Source organism: Microbacterium binotii (assembly GCF_021398715.1).
Lineage (GTDB): Bacteria > Actinomycetota > Actinomycetes > Actinomycetales > Microbacteriaceae > Microbacterium > Microbacterium binotii_A.
This window is the reverse complement of the sequence record NZ_CP090347.1, coordinates 968,899-982,938: the sequence shown is the minus strand read 5'-3', so window position 1 is coordinate 982,938 and position 14,040 is coordinate 968,899. Positions and strand designations below refer to the sequence as shown.

General features: G+C 69.8%; 15 protein-coding genes. 7 read left to right on the top strand and 8 right to left on the bottom strand.

Features of this window, described 5'->3' with window-relative positions; all coding sequences use genetic code 11:
- Nucleotides 1-177: 177 nt before the first annotated feature.
- Both LXM64_RS04955 and LXM64_RS04950 read left to right on the top strand, forming a co-directional pair.
- Entirely contained in the window at nucleotides 178-1,281 is a 1,104-nt protein-coding gene (locus LXM64_RS04955; protein WP_234074879.1) for an ABC transporter ATP-binding protein, read from the top strand.
- 70 nt (nucleotides 1,282-1,351) lie between these two features.
- Entirely contained in the window at nucleotides 1,352-2,671 is a 1,320-nt protein-coding gene (locus tag LXM64_RS04950) for a DUF4032 domain-containing protein (protein WP_234074878.1), read from the top strand.
- A gap of 37 nt (nucleotides 2,672-2,708) precedes the next feature.
- Here the strand turns inward: LXM64_RS04950 and LXM64_RS04945 are convergent, their stop codons facing one another.
- From LXM64_RS04945 to cysS, 3 genes are read right to left on the bottom strand one after another with little or no spacing between them, the layout of a single operon-like run.
- On the bottom strand, nucleotides 2,709-3,350 hold the full coding sequence (locus LXM64_RS04945; protein WP_234074877.1) for an NAD(P)-dependent oxidoreductase: 642 nt from the start codon (nucleotides 3,348-3,350) through the stop codon (nucleotides 2,709-2,711).
- Nucleotides 3,351-3,377: 27 nt separating this feature from the next.
- The gene (rlmB, locus tag LXM64_RS04940) at nucleotides 3,378-4,361 is read right to left on the bottom strand and encodes a 23S rRNA (guanosine(2251)-2'-O)-methyltransferase RlmB (RefSeq protein WP_137417671.1); all 984 of its coding nucleotides are present in this window, start codon (nucleotides 4,359-4,361) and stop codon (nucleotides 3,378-3,380) included.
- On the bottom strand, nucleotides 4,354-5,766 hold the full coding sequence (gene cysS, locus LXM64_RS04935) for a cysteine--tRNA ligase (protein WP_234074876.1): 1,413 nt from the start codon (nucleotides 5,764-5,766) through the stop codon (nucleotides 4,354-4,356). Before cysS ends, rlmB begins: the two co-directional genes overlap by 8 nt.
- A gap of 63 nt (nucleotides 5,767-5,829) precedes the next feature.
- On the opposite strand from cysS, the gene LXM64_RS04930 reads away from it, so the two are divergent.
- Both LXM64_RS04930 and LXM64_RS04925 read left to right on the top strand, forming a co-directional pair.
- Entirely contained in the window at nucleotides 5,830-6,747 is a 918-nt protein-coding gene (locus LXM64_RS04930) for a DMT family transporter (protein WP_234074875.1), read from the top strand.
- On the top strand, nucleotides 6,744-7,208 hold the full coding sequence (locus LXM64_RS04925; RefSeq protein ID WP_234074874.1) for a GNAT family N-acetyltransferase: 465 nt from the start codon (nucleotides 6,744-6,746) through the stop codon (nucleotides 7,206-7,208). The genes LXM64_RS04930 and LXM64_RS04925 overlap by 4 nt, the downstream gene beginning before the upstream one ends.
- 4 nt (nucleotides 7,209-7,212) lie before the next feature.
- Here the strand turns inward: LXM64_RS04925 and ispD are convergent, their stop codons facing one another.
- Nucleotides 7,213-8,412 (bottom strand): 2-C-methyl-D-erythritol 4-phosphate cytidylyltransferase, encoded by a 1,200-nt coding sequence (ispD, locus tag LXM64_RS04920; protein WP_234074873.1) that lies wholly within the window; start codon nucleotides 8,410-8,412, stop codon nucleotides 7,213-7,215.
- Nucleotides 8,413-8,426: 14 nt separating this feature from the next.
- A complete protein-coding gene (locus tag LXM64_RS04915; protein ID WP_137417676.1) occupies nucleotides 8,427-8,909 on the bottom strand; it encodes a CarD family transcriptional regulator in 483 nt (160 codons plus the stop codon).
- A 187-nt stretch (nucleotides 8,910-9,096) separates the two neighbouring features.
- Between LXM64_RS04915 and LXM64_RS04910 the strand changes: the two genes are divergently transcribed.
- Nucleotides 9,097-9,567, top strand: a complete 471-nt coding sequence (locus LXM64_RS04910; RefSeq protein ID WP_234074872.1) for a DNA modification methylase — start codon at nucleotides 9,097-9,099, stop codon at nucleotides 9,565-9,567.
- Nucleotides 9,568-9,624: 57 nt separating this feature from the next.
- On the opposite strand, the gene LXM64_RS04905 is transcribed toward LXM64_RS04910, so the two are convergent.
- On the bottom strand, nucleotides 9,625-10,308 hold the full coding sequence (locus LXM64_RS04905) for a response regulator transcription factor (protein WP_234074871.1): 684 nt from the start codon (nucleotides 10,306-10,308) through the stop codon (nucleotides 9,625-9,627).
- Nucleotides 10,305-11,537, bottom strand: coding sequence for a sensor histidine kinase (locus LXM64_RS04900; protein ID WP_234074870.1), 1,233 nt, complete (start codon nucleotides 11,535-11,537; stop codon nucleotides 10,305-10,307). Before LXM64_RS04900 ends, LXM64_RS04905 begins: the two co-directional genes overlap by 4 nt.
- Nucleotides 11,538-11,705: 168 nt before the next feature.
- On the opposite strand from LXM64_RS04900, the gene phoU reads away from it, so the two are divergent.
- Nucleotides 11,706-12,374, top strand: coding sequence for a phosphate signaling complex protein PhoU (phoU, locus tag LXM64_RS04895; RefSeq protein ID WP_137417680.1), 669 nt, complete (start codon nucleotides 11,706-11,708; stop codon nucleotides 12,372-12,374).
- Between the two features lie 60 nt (nucleotides 12,375-12,434).
- Here phoU and LXM64_RS04890 read toward each other — a convergent pair whose 3' ends face one another.
- A complete protein-coding gene (locus LXM64_RS04890) occupies nucleotides 12,435-13,181 on the bottom strand; it encodes a phosphoglyceromutase (protein WP_137417681.1) in 747 nt (248 codons plus the stop codon).
- 40 nt (nucleotides 13,182-13,221) lie between these two features.
- On the opposite strand from LXM64_RS04890, the gene LXM64_RS04885 reads away from it, so the two are divergent.
- Nucleotides 13,222-14,037, top strand: a complete 816-nt coding sequence (locus LXM64_RS04885; RefSeq protein ID WP_234074869.1) for a class I SAM-dependent methyltransferase — start codon at nucleotides 13,222-13,224, stop codon at nucleotides 14,035-14,037.
- Nucleotides 14,038-14,040 lie beyond the last annotated feature (3 nt).

Sequence of the window (14,040 nt, the reverse complement as noted above, 5' to 3'; positions counted from 1 at the left end):
GTCCGGTCGGGCCGCACGGGAAACAGCCGATCCGATGCTAGCCAGACAGCCTGAGAAATGCCCAGACGCTCGTGCCATACTGAGAGGTGCGCCCGATGGCGGGCGTTGCGGGTCACCCCCGCGCATCCATCACTACGGATCGTCCGGCACGTACCTGCCGGTGAAGGAGAAGAAACAGTGGCAACTGTCACGTTCGACAACGCAACGCGTCTGTACCCGGGGGGAACCCGCCCGGCCGTCGACAAGCTCAACCTCGAGGTCGGAGACGGCGAGTTCCTCGTCCTGGTCGGCCCCTCCGGTTGCGGTAAGTCCACCTCGCTGCGCATGCTCGCCGGCCTCGAAGAGGTCAACTCGGGCAGCATCCGCATCGGCGACCGCGACGTCACCGACGTCCCGCCGAAGGACCGCGACATCGCGATGGTGTTCCAGAACTACGCCCTCTACCCTCACATGACGGTCGCCGAGAACATGGGCTTCGCGCTCAAGATCGCCGGTGTCGGCAAGGAGGAGCGCGCCCAGCGTGTGCTCGAGGCAGCCAAGCTCCTCGACCTCGAGGAGTACCTGACCCGCAAGCCGAAGGCCCTCTCGGGTGGTCAGCGTCAGCGTGTCGCCATGGGTCGCGCCATCGTGCGTCAGCCCCAGGTCTTCCTCATGGACGAGCCGCTGTCGAACCTCGACGCCAAGCTCCGCGTGCAGACGCGTACGCAGATCGCGTCGCTGGTTCGCCGCCTCGGCGTCACCACGGTCTACGTCACGCACGACCAGACCGAGGCGCTCACCATGGGTGACCGCATCGCCGTGCTGAAGGACGGCCTGCTGCAGCAGGTCGGCACCCCGCGCGACCTGTACGAGAAGCCGAAGAACGTCTTCGTCGCCGGCTTCATCGGCTCCCCCGCCATGAACCTCTTCCCGGCCGACCTGGCCGAGGGCGGCGTCCGCTTCGGTGACCTCGTGGTCCCCGTCGAGGCCGACACCATCGGCAAGGCGCACGGCACCGAGGTCACGATCGGTGTGCGTCCCGAGGACATCCAGGTGGCTCCGGCCGACGGCAAGGGCCTCTCGGTCGTCGTCGACCTGATCGAGGAGCTCGGCGCCGACGGCTACCTGTACGGCCACTCCGAGATCAATGGCAAGCGCACCGACATCGTGGCGCGCGTCGACGGACGTCGTCACCCGAGCGCCGGTGAGACGGTCGTCCTCGCTCCCGTCCCCGGCCACGTGCACGTGTTCGACCTCGAGAGCGGCGAGCGCCTGAACGACAAGGCGATCGCTTCGGTCTGATCGGAACGACCCCCGCGGCGCGGCGGATCCACCCGGATCCGCCGCGCCGCGACATATGTGGAGGGACACCATGGCGGATTCGCTGACCATCATGGCCAGTGCGATCGATCCCGCGCTGCTGACGCTGCCATGGAGCACGCCGCTCGCGGACTGGTCCAGCAACGACATCGTGCAGCTCCCCAAGGGCCTCTCACGCCACCTGGTGCGCTTCTCGACCCTCAGCGGCAAGGTCATCGCCGTCAAGGAGACCACCGGTGAGATGGCGCGGCGCGAGTACGACATGCTCGGCAACCTCGCCCGCCTCGATGTCCCGTGCGTCGACCGTTTCGCCGTGATCGACGGGCGGACGGATGCGGCCGGTCACCCGCTGCCGGCGGCCCTGGTGACCGCCCACCTCAAGTTCTCATTGCCGTACCGTGCCCTGTTCACCCAGGTGCTGCGCCCGAACACCGCCTCGCGCCTCGTCGACGCTCTCGCCGTCCTCCTCGTGCGTCTGCACAACGTGGGGTTCTTCTGGGGCGACGTCTCGCTCTCCAACACCCTCTTCCGACGGGATGCGGGCGCCTTCGCCGCGTATCTCGTGGATGCCGAGACGGGCGAGCTGCACGAGAGCGGCCTGACACCCGGTCAGCGCGAGCACGACCTGGATGTGGCGCGCACGAACATCGCCGGCGAGATCATGGATCTCGCCGCCGGCGGCCGTCTGGCCGGCGACGTCGATGCGCTCGACATCGCCGACGGCATCGTCTCCTCGTACCGCTCGCTCTGGGCGGCACTGACCGACAAGGAGAGCTTCTCCGCGGCGGAGTCGTGGCGGATCACCGAGCGGGTTCAGCGGCTGAATGCGCTCGGCTTCGACATCGGCGAGATGTCGATCGACACCGCGACAGACGGCGCCCTCGTCTCCATCCAGCCCAAGGTCGTCGACGCCGGCCACCACCAGCGCCGTCTGCTGCGCCTCACCGGTCTCGACGTCGAGGAGAACCAGGCGCGGCGACTCCTCAACGACCTCGACGAGTTCCGTGCACGCATCTCCCGCGTGGGCTCCGACGAGGAGATGGTCGCCCACGAATGGCTCACCCGGAAGTTCGAGCCCGTCGTCAAAGCCATCCCCTTCGATCTGCGCTCCAAGCTGGAGCCCGCGGAGGTCTACCACCAGGTGCTCGAGCACAGCTGGTACATGTCGCAGGCGCGGGGCCGCTCCGTGCCGCTCGCGGAGGTGCTCACGAGCTACATCGACGACGTCCTGCGCCACCGCCGCGACGAGGCCACCGTGGTGGGTCCGCCCACCGAGGCGACGTCGATCATTCCCGTGCTGCGCGACGACTACGTGCCTCGCGATGCGGACGACGATGAGGATGAGGCGATCGACTGGCGAGACCTGGTCTGATCACGGACGGCGGCTCGCCGCATCCGATCGCGTCGGTTCAGTAGCCGACGGTGAAACGCTCCCGCGAGTGACGCGGCGTCTCGATCTCGTCGAGCACGGCCACGGCGAGGTCGGCGCCCGAGATGAACGAGTCGCCGTTGTCGTCGACGACGAGCACATCGCCGCCGTCACGGTACGAGCCCGTGCGCTCCCCCGGCGCCCACGCGCCGAAACCGCCCGCGGGGTGGATGTAGAACCAGTCGCGGTCGCCCGCGCGCGTCTGGAGGTCTTCGAGGATGCCGATCGCCTCGAGCGCTTCGGGCTTGTACTCGTCCGCGAAGCCCTCGGTGTCGACGAGACGCGGACCGCCCTCGGCGACGAGACTGCCGCCCGCGCCGCCGATGACGCCGATGCGCACGTCCTCGGGCAGCACGGAGAGCAGCTGCTCGATCGCCGGGCGGAGTGCGCCGAGCATGTCGCCGCGCGCGGCCACGGCCGAGACGACGACGTCCACACCGAGCAGCTCGTTCACGAGGGTGGGGACATCCAGCAGCGTGGCCTCGACGTAGACCGCGCCCTCGACGCGTTCGGCGGGGACGGTGCGCGCGACCGAGAGCACCGTATGCCCACGCCGGACCGCCTCTGCGACGATGTGGCTACCGGCGTAGCCGGTTCCTCCGAGAACGGCGATGCGAGACACGGATGCTCCTTCGGTCGGGGGTGGCTGTCAGGCCGACCGTAGCGTGGCGACCTGGTAGAGCGCGACGGATGCGGCGATCCCCGCGTTCAGGGACTCGGTCGCGGCGGAGATCGGGATCGACACGATCTGGTCGCACGTCTCGGTCACCAGGCGCGAGAGCCCCTTGCCTTCGGAGCCGACGACGATCACGACGGGACGGTCTGCCAGCTGCAGGGCCGGAAGCGCCACGTCACCGCCGCCGTCGAGGCCGAGCACGAACACGCCCTGCTTCTTGAACTCCTTGAGCGTCGTCGTGAGGTTCGCCGCCATGGCGACGGGGAGGCGCGCTGCCGCTCCCGCGCTCGTCTTCCACGCGGCGGAGTTGACACCCGCGCTGCGACGCTGCGGAATGATCAGACCCTGACCGCCGAACGCGGCCGTGGAGCGGATGATGGCCCCCAGGTTGCGGGGGTCCGTCACACCGTCGAGCGCCACGATCAACGGCAGCTCGTCGCGGTCGATGATCTGCTCGAGCAGGTCCTGAGGGTGCGCGTACTCATACGGAGGCACCTTCAGCGCGACACCCTGGTGCACGCCGTCGAAGCCGGCCATGCGGTCCAGCTCCTGGCGCGTGACCTCCAGCACGGGGATCTCACGATGCGTCGCGATCGAGAGCATCTCCTTGACGCGGTCGTCCATCTCGACGCGCTGCGCGATGTAGAACGCGGTCGCGGGGATGCGGGCGCGCAGCGCTTCCAGCACCGAGTTGCGGCCGGTGACCGTCTCCGTGTCGTCGTTCTGCTTCGAGCGCGGCGTGCGGTTCTGACCCGCGATGCGCGGGGCGGCCTTGCCCCCGGCCGCGACGAAGCGCTCCTGCGCGGCCTTGCGCTTGCCCGCGGGGTGCCAGGCGCGGTCCTCCGCCTTCGGTGTCGGGCCGCGGCCCTCGAGCGAACGGCGGTTCTTGCCGCCGGTGCCCTTGGTGGGGCCCTTCTTCTTGCCGCGTCCGGCTGACGGGTTTCCCGGCTTAGCCACGTTTCACACTCCAATGGGTCCCCTCGGGACCGTCTTCGAGGACGATGCCGGCGGCCGCGATCGCATCGCGCACCCGGTCGGCGCTCGCCCAGTCCTTGTCTGCTCGCGCCTGGGCGCGTTGGTCGATCATGACGCGCACGAGCGCGTCGAGGGCTCCCGCTTCAGGACCCGCCGCGCTCTTGCGCCACCGCTCGTCGAGCGGGTTGATGCCGAGGATGTCGGTCATGGCGATGACCTCGGCCGCGCGGCGACGCGCGTTCTCCGAGTCTCCCTCATCCAGTGCCGCGTTTCCTGCACGCACCGTCTCATGAAGGACGCCGAGAGCCTGCGGGACGCCGAGGTCGTCGTCCAGCGCCGCGGCGAACGCTTCGGGAACCACCGCCGTCTCCGGCCCCGCACCCACGCGCTCGGCGCGTTCGGCGCGTTCGAGGAAGGTTCGGACGCGATCGAGCGCCGCCTCCGCCTCGTCGAAGGCCTTGTCGGAGACATCGAGGCTCGAGCGGTAGTGCGCGGCGGCGAGCGCGTAGCGGACGACGAGCGGGTCGCGCTCGGTGAGCACGTCAGCGGCGAGGGTGAAGTTGCCGAGCGACTTCGACATCTTCTGGCCGTCGACGGTGACGAGACCGTTGTGCACCCAGTACTGGGCGAACGCGTCGCCCGCTGCCGTGGACTGCGCGAGCTCGTTCTCGTGATGCGGGAAGCGCAGGTCGAGACCGCCGCCGTGGATGTCGAAACGGGGACCGAGGTACCGGCGCGACATCGCCGAGCATTCGATGTGCCAGCCCGGGCGCCCCTCGCCCCACGGCGACGCCCACCGCGCATCCGCCGGCTCGCCGTCCTTGGCGCCCTTCCACAGCGCGAAGTCGTGCGGGTCGCGCTTGCCGCGAGGGTCCGCATCCGCCGCCGCTTCCATGGCGTCGACGTCCTGGTGCGTGAGCGCGCCGTACGCAGGCCATGACCGCACGTCGAAGTACACGTCGCCGGATCCGTCGGGCGCCGGATACGCGTGGCCGCGCTCGATGAGCAGCGCGATCAGCTCGATCATCTGCGGGATGGATGCGGTGGCTCGCGGTTCGTACGTCGGCGCGAGGATACCGACCGCGGCATAGGCCTGGCTGAAGGCGAGCTCCATACGGTAGGCGAGCGCCCACCACGGCTCCTCGGGCGTCGCGTTCGCGAGCACCTTGTCGTCGATGTCGGTGACGTTGCGCACGAACGTCACGCGGCCGAACCGATGCGCGAGCCAGCGGCGCAGCAGATCGAAGCTCAGCGCAGCTCGCACGTGACCGATGTGCGGGCCGGACTGCACCGTGGGGCCGCAGACGTACATCGTGACGTTGCCGTCCTCCAGGGGCGCGAAATCGCGCAGCGCCTGCGCCTGGGTGTCGTAGAGCCGGACCGTCACTCCACCAGCCTACCGGCGGGGCCGTGTCACCACCCCGACACATGACGGCGGTAGAAAGGGAGGATGCTGCCCGTGTTCGCCGTCCTCGCTGCGGCTGTGCTGTTCGGCACCACGGGCACCTCGCAGGCGCTGGGTCCCGACGGAACGACGCCCCTGAGCGTCGGCGCGGTGCGTCTGCTGATCGGCGGCACCGCGCTGGCGGTGATCGGCTTCGCCCTCGCCCGCCGGCACCGACGCGCGACAGCCGTCACGTCTCCCCCGCTGACCGCGCGCGCTCTCGTCCTCATGGCGCTGACTGGCGTCTGCCTCGCGGCGTATCAGCCGCTGTTCTTCCTGGGCACGGCGCGCGGCGGCGTCGCCGTGGGCACCGTCATCGCGCTCGGATCCGCGCCGGTGATGGCGGGGCTCATCGAATGGGCGATCACCCGACGCCTCCCCCGACCGACGTGGCTCGTGGCGACGGCGCTCGCCACGACCGGGGTCGCACTGCTGGCGTTCGCCGGCGGCGGCTCCGGTTCTGCGGACCCCCTCGGCGTGCTCGGGTCGCTGGGTGCGGGTGCGGCATTCGCCGTCTTCGCGAACGCGCAGCGCCGGCTGATGTCGACCGGGTGGGATCCGTTCACCGTCGCCGGCGCGATGGGCGCCGGTTCCGCGATCAGCTCCCTGTTCATGCTCCCGTTCGCCTCGTTCGGCTGGCTCGCCGAGCCCAGCGGCGTCGCCGTCGCGCTCTGGCTGGGGCTCGCGACGATCGCGGTCGCGTACACGCTGTTCACCTGGGGCCTGCAGCGCCTCACCGCGGCGACCGCCGCGACGCTGACGCTCGCCGAACCCATCACCGCCACCCTGCTCGGGCTCGTCGTGCTCGGAGAGCATCTCGGCACCGCATCCGTCATCGGCATCGCGGTGCTCACCGTCGGTCTCGTGGTGCTGGCCTGGGGCTCGCGCCGGCGAGATCCCGAACCTTTCCCCCTCGAAGGATGACCATGCTCGACTACCGCATCGACGATCCGACCCGCGGCGCAGCGCACGATCTCGTGACCTCGCACCTCGCCGCCATGCACGCCGGCACGCCCGCCGAGAGCGTGCACGCGCTGGACGCCACCGGGCTGAGCGGGCCCGACGTCACCTTCTGGTCTGCGTGGTCCGACGGTGAGCTTGCAGGCATCGGCGCTCTCAAGCGGTGGGGTGGCGACCGCGGCGAGCTGAAGTCGATGCGGGTCGCCGACGCCTTCCGCGGAACGGGTGTCGGGCGCGGCATCCTTCGCCACATCCTCGGCGAAGCGGCAGCGATGGGACTGACGAGCGTGTGGCTCGAGACCGGCAGCACACCGGAGTTCGTGGCCGCGGTGCGCCTCTACGAGAGCGAGGGCTTCGTCCCCTGCGAGCCGTTCGCGAACTACCGCGACGATCCGCTGTCGCTCTACTTCACGCGCGCGATCTGATCGGTCACTGCGCGGGCAGCAGCATCGCGACGGCGACCGCGAAGACGCCCTCGCCACGCCCCTCGAAACCGAGGCCGTCGGTCGTCGTGGCCGACACGGATACGGGAGCGCCCAGCGCTTCGCTCAATGCAGCCTCCGCTTCGCGACGCCGAGGGGCGAACCGCGGACGCGTGGTCTGCACCTGCACCGACACGTTGCCGATCACCCACCCCGCCTCGCCGACCAGGGCGCGGGTGCGAGCAAGGAACGCGTCGGCGTGCGCGTCCGCGTACTCGGGGCGGTCGACGCCGAAGTGCGTGCCGATGTCGCCGAGACCCGCCGCCGCCAGCACGGCGTCGACGACGGCGTGAGCGACCGCATCCCCGTCCGAATGCCCGGACAGGGCCGGCTCGCCCGGCCAGTGCAGTCCCGCGAGCCACAGCTCCCCGTCTCCGGCGAACGCGTGGACATCGGTGCCGACGCCCACGCGCGGCGCCGGTGCCGGCTGCTGCAGATGAACCGGGTGCTCGATGGCCGGCGTCAGAAGTGCGCGTGCGCGCTCGAGGTCGGCGGGATGCGTGATCTTGAAGCCGAGCGCATCGCCCGCGACGGCCGCGATACGGTGACCCGCTGCGGCGACGAGCGCGGCATCATCCGTGAACTCGGAGTCGGCCACGGCGTAGGCCGCACTCAGGACGTCGCGTCGGAACCCCTGCGGGGTCTGCGCCGCCCCCAACTCGGAGCGATCGACCACGCCGATGATCTCGTCGCCGTCGACACGCTTGATCGTGTCGACCACGGGGAGAACGGGAACAGCACCCCACCCGGTCCGTTCGACGGCCTCCACGATGCGGATGAAGACCTCGGGGGGTGTCAGCGCGCGGGCCGCATCGTGCACGAGCACGATCTCGATGTCGCCCCAGAGCGCTGCCAGGCCCGCGGCGACCGACTTCTGACGGGTGCTGCCGCCGGCGACGACGCTCACCCGTTCACGGGCATCCCCCGCGGCGGCGAGCGCTTCCGTCAGGGCCTCCCCCGTGCGCTCCGCGGGAGCGACGACGACTACCTGAGCGTCGATTCCGCTGCGGAAGACGCCGTCGAGGGCGTGCCGCAGCATCGTGTGCGCGTCGATCCCGACGAATGCCTTGGGAACTTCTTCACCGAGACGGGTACCCGACCCGCCGGCGACGACCACGACCGCGATGCGCGGCACGGGCTGAGGCACGAAGGCGCCTTTCGTCAGCTGGCGAGAACCTCTTCGAGCAGGACGCTGGCCTTCTCCTCGTCCGTCTTCTCGGCGAGGGCGAGCTCGGAGACGAGGATCTGCTTGGCCTTGGCGAGCATGCGCTTCTCCCCCGCGGACAGACCACGGTCCTGATCGCGGCGCCACAGGTCGCGAACGACCTCGCTGACCTTGATCACATCGCCCGAAGCGAGCTTCTCGAGGTTCGCCTTGTAGCGGCGCGACCAGTTGGTCGGCTCCTCGGTGAAGGGAGCACGCAGGACCTCGAAGACGCGCTCGAGGCCGTCCTTGCCGATCACGTCGCGCACACCCACGAGGTCGACGTTGTCAGCCGGAACCTCGATGACCAGATCGCCTTGGGTGACGTTGAGCTTCAAGTACTTCTTGGTCTCGCCCTTGATGACGCGTTCCTTGACCTCGATGATGGTCGCGGCACCGTGGTGCGGATAGACGACCGTTTCGCCAACCTCAAAAAGCATGGAGTTATGTCCTTTCGGCAACGACCAGGATACCACAGGGCCGAATGCGCTAGGGTTCGCGCCCTCACACCCCACCTCTGATCCCCGCGCACGCGCGAACGCGCGCGGCCCGCGAGGGGCGCGGAACGGGATGGGCGGGCCGGACCCCGTAGAATGCTGGGGAAGCCGTCTGCAACCGGGAGGAACCGTGAAAACGCGCCTGATCGCGTCCGTCGTCGTGGCGGCTGCTGTCGCACTGGGAACGAGCGGCTGCGCCATGCTCTCGCCGCAGAGCACGACGATCCAGTACTCCCCCGCCGACGGACTCAACGTGCCGGCTTCGAGCGGACCGCTCGCCGTGCGCAACGCGCTCATCGTCGCCAACGACGAGGGCACCGAGGGTAACTTCGTCGCCGCGATCGTCAACGAGAGCGACTCCTCGCAGGTGCTGAACCTCGAGGTCGGCGAGAACGCCGTCAAGCTGACCGTGCGCGTCCCCGCCGGCGACACGGTGAGCCTCGGCACCGAGGACACCGAGCCGCTGCTCATCGAGGACCTCGACGCCCGCCCCGGCTCGACCGTGCCGATCTTCTTCCAGTCCGGCGACGGCGAAGGGGCCCGCGTGGAGATCCCCGTCCTCAACGGCGACCTCGACTACCTGACGCCGCTCGCTCCCTGAGCGCAGCGCACACGAAAGGGCGGGACACCTCCGGGTGCCCCGCCCTTCGTCGTCGCCTCAGGCCTCGAACCGGTAGCCCAGTCCGCGGACGGTCACCAGCATGACCGGATCGCTCGGGTTCTGCTCGATGCGCGAGCGGATGCGCTTGATGTGCACGTCGAGGGTCTTCGTGTCACCGAAGTAGTCGGTGCCCCAGACACGGTCGATGAGCTGCCCCCGGGTCAGCACGCGACCGGCGTTGCGCATCAGCACCTCGAGGAGCTCGAACTCCTTGAGCGGCATGTTGATCTCCTCGCCGCCCACGGTCACGGTGTGGCGGTCGATGTCCAGCGTCACCCGTCCGCCTTGAAGGACGCGCTCGTCGAGGTCGGCCTCCACCTGGGCGAAGCGGCGCAGCACCGCCCGCATCCGCGCCAGGAGTTCGCGGGCCGAGTACGGCTTGGTGACGTAGTCGTCGGCGCCGAGCTCCAGTCCCACGACGATGTCTACCTCGCTGTCCTTGGCGGTCAGCATGATGATCGGCACGGACGAGACGGTGCGGATCTGACGGCACACCTCGGTGCCGGGCATACCGGGCAGCATGAGATCGAGCAGCACGATATCGGCACCGCGTTCGCGGAACGCGGAGAGCGCGACGGCGCCGTCTTCGGCGATCTCGACCTCGAACCCCTCCCTGCGAAGCAGGTAGGCGAGCGGGTCGGCGAGGTCGGGCTCGTCCTCGACGATCAGGACGCGGGTCATTCGGTGACTCCGTTCGGGTTCGGTGCCGCGGCTGTGGACGCGGCGGGGGTCTTCTTGGTCTTCTTGGGGCGGCGCCGGCCGCGGGGCGTCACGGCCTCGAGGTCGTCGGGCGGCATCGCGATCGGAAGCTGGATGGTGAACGTCGAGCCGCGTCCGACGCGCGACCACACGCGCACCTCGCCGCCGTGCCGCTGAACCGCGTGCTTCACGATCGACAGCCCCAACCCCGTGCCGCCGGTGCGGCGGGAGCGCGCCTGGTCCGAGCGGAAGAAGCGCTCGAACACGCGTTGCTGATCGGCCTCGGAGATGCCGATGCCCCGATCGGTGACCGCGATCTCCACGGCGTTGTGCACCTGCTTCACACCGATGCCCACGCTCGAACCGCTGGGCGAATACGCGATCGCGTTGGCCACCAGGTTGCCGAGCGCCTCGGTGAGGATCTGCGTGTCGCCGCGCACGTACAGGCCTCGCGTGCCGCCGCGCACGACCGTCACCCCGGCGGAGCCCGCGGCGAGCGCGTGCGCCTCGCAGGCGGCCGTGACGACGGAATCCACCGACACGTCGCCGACCTCGGCGAGTTCGTCCGCGGACTGCAGCCGGGAGAGGTTCATGACACGAGAGGTCAACGAGGCCAGCCGCTGCGCCTCGGCGCTCAGCCGGCCGGCGAAGATGCGCACCTGCGCGGGATCGTCCGCCGCGGACTCGATCGCCTCCGCGAGCAGACTCACCGCTCCCACCGGCGTCTTCAGCTCGTGGGAGGTGTTCGCAACGAAGTCACGGCGCATCTGTTCGACCCGCTCGCGCTCGGTGATGTCGCGGATGACGATGAGAACGAGCTTCGGCGAGATGGTCGTCGCGCGGGCCGAGACGAGGCGGGGCTCCGCGGGAGAGGAGGAGCGGCGCAGCGTCAGGCTCGCCGTGCTGATCCCTCCCGCGCGCACCGCGCGAGCGAGTTCACGGATGCGTTCGTCGGGCACGACCTCGTCGACGTGGATCCCGAAGGCCTCTGCGGATGCGGATGCGGCACGCACCGTTCCCGAACCGTCCACCACCAGCGCGCTGTCATCCATCGCGGACAGAACGTCCGGAACGCCCTCCGGAACGGCCGTCGAGTTGCGCGCCTCAACGCGGGCCCGCGCGCGCATCGCGCCGATGATCAAGAGGGTGATCGACGCCCCGAGGACGACGCCCATGACCAGGGCCAGCAGCGCGAGCTGCGACGAGTTCATGGCTCCAGCGTAAATGGACGCTGAACCCGCACCCGGTCTCAGGCGCCTTCCGGGGCCCTGCCGCAGGTAACATTCACTCCCGCGGCACCGTTCGTTAACCTTCGACGGCGAGAATCGCCCGGGCCCGTCCCGTGCCGCCCACGACCACCCCAGGAAGGTGCCTGTTTCATGCGCGAGGTTTTCCAGCAGTCCCTCGATGAGGTCCGTGTCCGGCTCGTCGAGATCTCCGAGCTCGTCACCGAGGCCATCGAGAAGGCGACGAGGGCGTTCGGAACGAGCGACGTCGCGCTCGCCGAAGAGGTCATCGACAACGACTCGGTGATCGACGACAAGGCGATCGAGCTCGACGAGCTGGCCATCGACATCCTGGCGCGTCAGCAGCCCGTCGCGAGCGACCTGCGCACGGTCGTCTCGGCACTGCGCATCAGTGCGTCACTCGAGCGCATGGGCGACATCGCCGAGCACATCGCGCAGCTGACCCGTATGCGTTTCCCGGACCGCGCCATCCCGAAGGGCCTGAAGGGGACCTTCACCAAGATGGGCGAGATCGACGTCGACGTCGCGCGCAAGCTCACCGAGCTGCTGCGAACCCGCGACCTGGATCTGGCCGAGCAGCTGCGCAACGAGGACGACAAGCTGGACGAGCTGCACGTCAGCGTGTTCGAGAAGGTGCTCAGCGAGTCCTGGCAGGGCGAGGCGGCCGCGACGGTCGACGCGACGCTGGCGAGCCGCTACCACGAGCGTTTCGGCGACCACGCGGTCTCGGTCGCCAAGAAGATCGTCTACCTGGCGACGGGCGACTGGGCCCCCCAGCCCGAGGCCGAACCGCAGATCTGACACGTCTCACAGACGGGAAGGGCCCGGATGCATCATGCATCCGGGCCCTCCCGCATCGGCTTACTTGCCCTGGTTGGCGACGGCGGCAGCGCCCGCCGCGGCTGCTTCGGGGTCGAGGTACTCGCCCTTGCCGAGCGCCTGCAGGTTCTCGTCGAGGCGGTACACCAGCGGGATTCCGGTGGGGATGTTGAGCTCGGCGATGTCGTCGTCGCTGATGCCCTCGAGGTGCTTCACGAGGCCGCGGAGCGAGTTGCCGTGGGCGGCGACGAGCACCGTCTTGCCGGCGGTGAGGTCGGGGACGATGGACTCGCTCCAGTACGGCAGGAGTCGGTCGATCACGAGCTTGAGCGACTCGGTACGCGGCACCTCGCCGTCGATCCCGACGTAGCGCGGGTCGTTCACCTGGCTGAACTCGGATGCGTCATCGAGCGGCGGCGGCGGAACGTCGAACGAACGACGCCACAGCATGAACTGCTCCTGGCCGAACTCGGCGAGGGTCTCGGCCTTGTCCTTGCCCTGCAGGGCGCCGTAGTGGCGCTCGTTGAGGCGCCAGGTGCGCTTGACGGGGATCCACAGGCGGTCGGCGGCGTCGAGCGCGAGGTTGGCGGTCTGGATCGCGCGGCTCAGCAGCGACGTGTGGACGACGTCGGGCAGCAGCCCCGCCTCGGCGAGCAGCTCGCCACCGCGGGCGGCCTCGGCCTTGCCCTGGTCGGTCAGGCGCACGTCGACCCATCCGGTGAAGAGGTTGAGCTCGTTCCACTGGCTTTGGCCGTGGCGCAGCAGGATCAGGGTGTGAGGGGTGGTCATGAGCCCATGATATCGACCGCGACGCTGGCATCATGGGGCCATGAGTCCTACGCCTTCGGGTCGCATCACCCGGGGCACGACCGGCACGAACCGTCTCCGCCGCGTGGACAGGTGGATCGCCCGCCACCGCTCGCTCCGGACCGCGGAGCCGGAGCCGCTCGTGGTGGATCTCGGCTTCGGCGCGAGCGGCGTCACCGCGCTGGAGCTCGAGGCTCGGCTGCACCGCATCCGTCCGGATGTCCGCGTGTACGGGCTCGAGATCGATCCCGCACGCGTGGCACGCGCTCGCGCGCAGCTCGAGGCCGTGCGCGAGGGGGCGACGATCTTCCGTCCCGACGCGCGAGTCTCGTTCGCCCGCGGCGGCTTCGAGATCCCGCTTCCGGACCGGCCGCGCATCATCCGCGCGTTCAACGTGCTCCGTCAGTACGACGAGGACGAGGTTCCGGCGGCGTGGGAGCGCATGACGTCGCGCTTGGATGCGGGCGGGATCCTCGTCGAGGGCACCTGCGATGAGCTGGGGCGCATCAGCACGTGGGTCGAGATCGGGCCCGACGCCCTCCCGCGCACGCTGACGATCTCGCTGCGGCTGACCGGTCTGGAGCTTCCCTCGATCGCGGCGGAGCGTCTGCCGAAGGCGCTGATCCACCGCAATGTGCCCGGTGAGGGCGTGCACGAGCTGCTGCGCGCGCTGGATGCGGAGTGGACACGCGCGGCGCCTCTGGCGACGTTCTCCCCCGCGCAGCGATGGCAGGCGGCGCTCGCCGCACTCGCGGCGGGCGGCTGGCCGCTGCGGCAGCGTGCGCGGTGGCGCCTGGGCGAGCTGACGGTGCCGTGGGAGCGGGTGGCGCCCCGCTGAGAG

Bases quoted from the DNA above. Each gene is read 5' to 3' on its own strand.
- LXM64_RS04950 (WP_234074878.1), top strand. From the start codon at position 1,352: ATGGCGGATTCGCTGACCATCATGGCCAGTGCGATCGATCCCGCGCTG.
- LXM64_RS04930 (WP_234074875.1), top strand. From the start codon at position 5,830: ATGCTGCCCGTGTTCGCCGTCCTCGCTGCGGCTGTGCTGTTCGGCACC.
- LXM64_RS04925 (WP_234074874.1), top strand. From the start codon at position 6,744: ATGACCATGCTCGACTACCGCATCGACGATCCGACCCGCGGCGCAGCG.
- LXM64_RS04915 (WP_137417676.1), bottom strand. From the start codon at position 8,909: ATGCTTTTTGAGGTTGGCGAAACGGTCGTCTATCCGCACCACGGTGCC.
- LXM64_RS04905 (WP_234074871.1), bottom strand. From the start codon at position 10,308: ATGACCCGCGTCCTGATCGTCGAGGACGAGCCCGACCTCGCCGACCCG.
- LXM64_RS04900 (WP_234074870.1), bottom strand. From the start codon at position 11,537: ATGAACTCGTCGCAGCTCGCGCTGCTGGCCCTGGTCATGGGCGTCGTC.
- phoU (WP_137417680.1), top strand. From the start codon at position 11,706: ATGCGCGAGGTTTTCCAGCAGTCCCTCGATGAGGTCCGTGTCCGGCTC.
- LXM64_RS04890 (WP_137417681.1), bottom strand. From the start codon at position 13,181: ATGACCACCCCTCACACCCTGATCCTGCTGCGCCACGGCCAAAGCCAG.
- LXM64_RS04885 (WP_234074869.1), top strand. From the start codon at position 13,222: ATGAGTCCTACGCCTTCGGGTCGCATCACCCGGGGCACGACCGGCACG.